The sequence below is a fragment of the Halobellus sp. Atlit-38R genome, assembly GCF_003665925.1.
GTDB lineage: Archaea > Halobacteriota > Halobacteria > Halobacteriales > Haloferacaceae > Haloquadratum > Haloquadratum inordinatus.
This window is the reverse complement of record NZ_QXIJ01000371.1, coordinates 1-445: the sequence shown is the minus strand read 5'-3', so window position 1 is coordinate 445 and position 445 is coordinate 1. Positions and strand designations below refer to the sequence as shown.

Genomic DNA, 445 nt, shown 5'->3' with positions numbered 1-445 from the left:
CACCGCAGAAGAGAAATCAAACCGCCACGGATTCACCGTATACGCCCTCGGCCACACTGGACTGCGCGGCAGTGAGTTCAGTCGCTTGAGCTGTGAATGGCTCGACAGCGGAGAGCGAATGCTCCAAGTCCCGGAAGATGCAGTTAAAGGCATTAGGTCCCGAGTGAGATCGATTCCGCTGTCCGAAGAAGGGGTCGAACGGTTCGAGGAGTTCTTCGCAACGCGAAGTGAGGTTGGGATCACCCGCTCGACGGTGACGAACCGAGTCAAATCAATCAGTGAAGACAGTCTTTCCGAGAACATCACCCCTCAAGCACTTCGATCGACATTCACAACGCGCCTGCTTCAGCTCGGGGTTCCACAGTCTGAGATTCGCCAACTTCTGGGGCATACCCCATCAAAGTTGGATCTAGTACCCCTGGACGGTTACGGGGTCGCTGAAGAG

General features: G+C 55.7%; 1 protein-coding gene. It reads left to right on the top strand.

Annotated features, from left to right (window positions below):
- Positions 1–61 precede the first annotated feature (61 nt).
- Positions 62–445: tyrosine-type recombinase/integrase (locus tag D3D02_RS19895; protein WP_394337749.1), on the top strand; the 384-nt coding region annotated here is incomplete at its 3' end.